The organism is Streptomyces sp. NPDC054847 (assembly GCF_053610925.1).
In genome coordinates, this window is the sequence record NZ_JBSGZJ010000537.1 from 1 (window position 1) to 4,519 (window position 4,519).

Consider the following 4,519-nt stretch of genomic DNA (forward strand, 5'->3'; position numbering starts at 1 on the left):
CCTAGGGGGGTTGGTTTACCCCTCAAAACCCCCCGCCCCTTCGCCATGCAGGCGGGGCAGGCATGGTGGACCCGGGGCGGGAGTCTGGAAAGATAGGCCGCGACGATGACGTCGCCCAAGGTCAGGGCACTGGGTTCACCGGGGACGCACCCCGGCCCCCCGTACCACATACCCGCACATCACAAGGAGCGGACATATGCCCATCGCGACTCCCGAGGTCTACAACGAGATGCTTGACCGGGCGAAGGCAGGCAAGTTTGCCTACCCCGCCATCAACGTGACCTCGTCCCAGACCCTGCACGCCGCACTGCGTGGCTTCGCGGAGGCCGAGAGCGACGGCATCATCCAGATTTCCACCGGCGGTGCCGAGTTCCTGGGTGGCCAGTACAGCAAGGACATGGTCACCGGCGCCGTCGCCCTGGCCGAGTTCGCGCACATCGTCGCCGCCAAGTACGACATCACCGTCGCGCTGCACACCGACCACTGCCCGAAGGACAAGCTGGACGGCTATGTACGTCCGCTGCTCGACATCTCCGCCGAGCGTGTGAAGGCCGGACGCAACCCGCTGTTCCAGTCCCACATGTGGGACGGCTCGGCCGAGACCCTCGCCGACAACCTGGCCATCGGCCAGGAACTGCTGGCGCAGGCCGCCGCCGCGAAGATCATCCTCGAGGTCGAGATCACCCCGACCGGCGGCGAGGAGGACGGTGTCTCGCACGAGATCAACGACGAGCTCTACACCACCGTCGACGACGCGCTGCGCACCGCCGAGGCCCTGGGCCTGGGCGAGAAGGGCCGCTACCTGCTGGCCGCGTCCTTCGGCAACGTGCACGGCGTCTACAAGCCGGGCAACGTCGTGCTCCGCCCCGAGCTGCTGAAGGACCTCCAGGCGGGTGTCTCCGCCCAGTACGGCAAGGCCGACCCGTTCGACTTCGTCTTCCACGGCGGCTCGGGCTCGACCGCGGAGGAGATCGCCACGGCCCTGGAGAACGGCGTCGTGAAGATGAACCTCGACACCGACACCCAGTACGCCTTCACGCGTCCGGTGGTGGACCACATGTTCAAGAACTACGACGGCGTCCTGAAGGTCGACGGCGAGGTCGGCTCCAAGAAGACCTACGACCCGCGCACCTGGGGCAAGCTCGCCGAGGCCGGCATGGCCACCCGTGTCACGGAGGCCTGCGCGGCCCTGCGCTCCACCGGCACCAAGATCAAGTAAGTAGCCGCCTCACCACGGGCCCGGCACCCCCCTCGCGGGCGCCGGGCCCGCGGTGTGTCCCCAGGGAGGGGAATCATGAGCTTCGACTTCGACGCGGTCGTCGACCGCCGGGGCACCTGGAGTGTGCAGTGGGACGGTGTGGCCGACCGGTTCGGAACCGACGGCTTGCTGCCCTTCACCATCTCCGACATGGACTTCCCCTCCCCTCCCGTGGTCCTCGACGCCCTCCGTGACCGAGTAGCGCACGGAGTCTTCGGCTACACCGACTGGCGGAACGAGGACTTCCTCTCCGCCATCCGTCACTGGTTCGCCGTCCGGTACGGCACGGACATCGACACCGACCGCGTCGTGTACGCGCCCTCCGTGCTCAACCAGCTCTCCCAGCTGCTGCGGATGTGGACCGGACCCGGCGACGGCGTGGTCGTCCACACCCCCACGTACGACGGTTTCATCAAGGCGATCACCGGTCTGGGCCGGGAGCTGCGCGGAGTGCCCGTCGGGGACGACGAGGCACTGGAACGGCAGCTCGCCCGGCCCGACAGCAAGGTGCTGGTGCTCTGCTCGCCCCACAACCCCACCGGCAGGGTGTGGACGCACGACGAGCTCACCCGGACCGCCGAGCTTGCCGCACGGTACGGCGTCGCGGTCGTCAGCGACGAGATCCACGCCGACTTCGTACGCGACGGGGTGCACCTGCCCTGGACCCGCTACGGCACCGGCCGCTGGGCCCTGATCACCTCCGGTACCAAGGCGTTCAACTTCCCCGCCCTGAGTGGCTCGTACGGCATCATCGGCGACCCCGCCGACCATGCCGGGTTCGTGCGCCGGATGGAGACCGGCGAGGGACTCGCGTCGCCCGCCGTGCTGTCGCTGACCGCGCACATCGCCGCCTACCGCCGTGGAGGACCGTGGCTGGACGACCTCAACGCCTATGTGGCCGGCAACCTGCGGATGCTCGCCGACCGGCTCGGCGCGGCGTTCCCGCAGCTCGGCTGGAAGCCGCCGCAGGCCGGCTACCTCGCGTGGATCGACCTTCGCCCGCTCGGCATCGGCTCCCGGACCGAGGACGCGGTGCTACAGCGTGAGCTCGTGGAACGGGAGAAGGTCGCGATCATGCCCGGAGCGGTCTACGGGTGCGAGGGCTTCGTCCGTCTGAACGTCGGCTGTCCGCGCAGCAAGGCGGAACGCGGCGCGGACGCCCTGATCAGGGCGCTCCGCCGCGTCACCTGAGCGCCCGCCGGAAGCCCGAGGGCTCCCGGCGGGGACACGGGCTTTCGGGTCGTAGCCTCGTGAAGCGGCTGCGATGATCCCCGTATGGGCACGAGTCCGGGGGACATCAGGCTGACATCCGCCACGGGCCGCTGGGTGGTCCTGACGACCGTCCTCGGGTCCGGCATGGCACTGCTCGACTCCACCGTCGTCAACGTCGCACTGCCCCGCATCGGCAGGGACCTCGACGCAGACCTGGGTGTCCTCCAGTGGACCGTCAACGCCTACATGCTGACGCTGGCTGCGCTGATCCTGCTCGGCGGGGCACTCGGCGACCGGTACGGGCGCCGCCGGATCTTCGTCCTCGGCGTCGTCTGGTTCGCCCTGGGCTCCCTGCTCTGCGGGATCGCGCCCAACGGCGGTGTGCTGGTCGCCGCCCGCGCCCTCCAGGGCATCGGAGGCGCCCTGCTCACTCCCGGATCGCTGGCCCTGATCCAGGCGAGCTTCCACCCGGACGACCGGTCGCGGGCCGTCGGCCTGTGGTCGGGGCTCGGCGGCGTCGGCGCGGCGATCGGGCCCTTCGTCGGCGGCTGGCTGGTCGACGGGCCGGGCTGGCGCTGGGTTTTCCTGCTCAACGTGCCGCTGGCCGTCCTGTGCGTACCGGTGGCGCTGCGCCATGTACCGGAGTCCCGCGATCCGAGGGCGACCGGCCGGTTCGACGTCCTGGGCGCGGCCCTGTGCGCGGCGGCGCTCGGGCTCGTGACGTACGCGCTCATCGACAAGACCGTGTGGGCGGGGCTCGCCGGCGCGTGCGTGGGAGCCGCGTTCGTGCTGGTCGAGCGGCGTACGGCGGAGCCGATGCTGCCGCTGTCCCTCTTCCGGATCCGCCAGTTCACCGCCGTGAACCTGGTGACGCTCTGCGTGTACGCCGCCTTCGGCGGGTTCTTCTTCCTCGTCGCGCTCCAGCTCCAGGTCGTGGCCGGGTACACGGCCCTCGGCGCGGGAGCGGCACTGCTGCCGACCACCGTGCTGATGCTGCTGCTGTCCGCCCGCTCCGGGGAGCTGGGTGATCGCATCGGCCCGCGTATCCCGCTGACCGCCGGCCCGCTGCTCTGCGCCGTCGGCATGATGCTGACGCTCAGGGTCGGCGCGGACGCGTCGTACCTCGTGGACGTGCTGCCCGCCATGCTGGTCATGGGCCTGGGCATGGTCACGCTGGTCGCCCCGCTGACCTCGACCGTCCTCGCGTCCGTGGAGACCGGCCGGGCGGGCATCGCGAGCGGCATCAACAACGCGGCGGCCCGGGCCGCGGGCCTGATCGCGGTGGCCGCCCTGCCGCTGCTCGCCGGCATGGGCCCCGAGGCCTACCGCTCGGCGACGGCGTTCGACGAGGCGTTCCGGCTCGCGATCCCGATGTGCGCGGGGGTCCTGGTGGCCGGTGCCCTGATCGCATGGGGGACGGTGCGGGTGCCGCCGAAGGGCGCGGACGTGTGCCACCCGGAGTGCAAGGTCAACTGCGGGGTCGCCGCGCCGCCGCTCGAGCCGCAGGCGGAACCGAAGCGCTGACCCGCTCTCGTGACCGCACAACGGCCGACCTTCGGCCGTTGGCCACGGAAGGGGGCCCGACCTGTGAGACTGGGGGCCATGTCGATCCACGAGAACCTGCTCGGGGGGCCTCCCCCGACCCATCTGCCCGACGAGCCCGGACCGCGTGAGCTCCTGGCCGGCGGCACGCCCGCCGCCGAGGTCGCGGCCCAGTACCCGACCAGCTCGCTCGCCTGGGCGCAGCTGGCCGACGACGCCTTCGAGCGGGGCAGCGTCGTCGAGTCGTACGCCTACGCGCGCACCGGCTACCACCGCGGCCTCGACGCGCTGCGCCGCAACGGCTGGAAGGGCCACGGCCCGGTGCCGTGGGAGCACGAGCCCAACCGCGGCTTCCTGCGCGCGCTGAACGCGCTGGCCCGTGCCGCCGGGGCGATCGGCGAGAAGGACGAGCACGAGCGCTGCACCACGTTCCTGCGTGACTCCTCACAGACCGCCGCGGAGACGCTGAGCTGAACCGTCACGGCGGGGGCCTGCCCCCGCCGTGAC

4 protein-coding genes are annotated in these 4,519 nt (G+C 71.2%); all 4 read left to right on the top strand.

The features are described from left to right. The first annotated feature begins 196 nt into the window (after positions 1-196). The 4 genes from fbaA (at position 197) to ACWGH4_RS31845 (ending at position 4,486) form a co-directional block, all read left to right on the top strand. A complete protein-coding gene (gene fbaA / locus ACWGH4_RS31830; RefSeq protein ID WP_453466994.1) occupies positions 197-1,219 on the top strand; it encodes a class II fructose-bisphosphate aldolase in 1,023 nt (340 codons plus the stop codon). Positions 1,220-1,294: 75 nt separating this feature from the next. Beyond that, entirely contained in the window at positions 1,295-2,449 is a 1,155-nt protein-coding gene (locus ACWGH4_RS31835; RefSeq protein ID WP_453466996.1) for a MalY/PatB family protein, read from the top strand. Positions 2,450-2,533: 84 nt separating this feature from the next. Next, on the top strand, positions 2,534-3,994 hold the full coding sequence (locus ACWGH4_RS31840; protein WP_453466998.1) for an MFS transporter: 1,461 nt from the start codon (positions 2,534-2,536) through the stop codon (positions 3,992-3,994). 78 nt (positions 3,995-4,072) lie between these two features. Continuing rightward, entirely contained in the window at positions 4,073-4,486 is a 414-nt protein-coding gene (locus tag ACWGH4_RS31845; RefSeq protein WP_453467000.1) for a DUF3151 domain-containing protein, read from the top strand. Positions 4,487-4,519 lie beyond the last annotated feature (33 nt).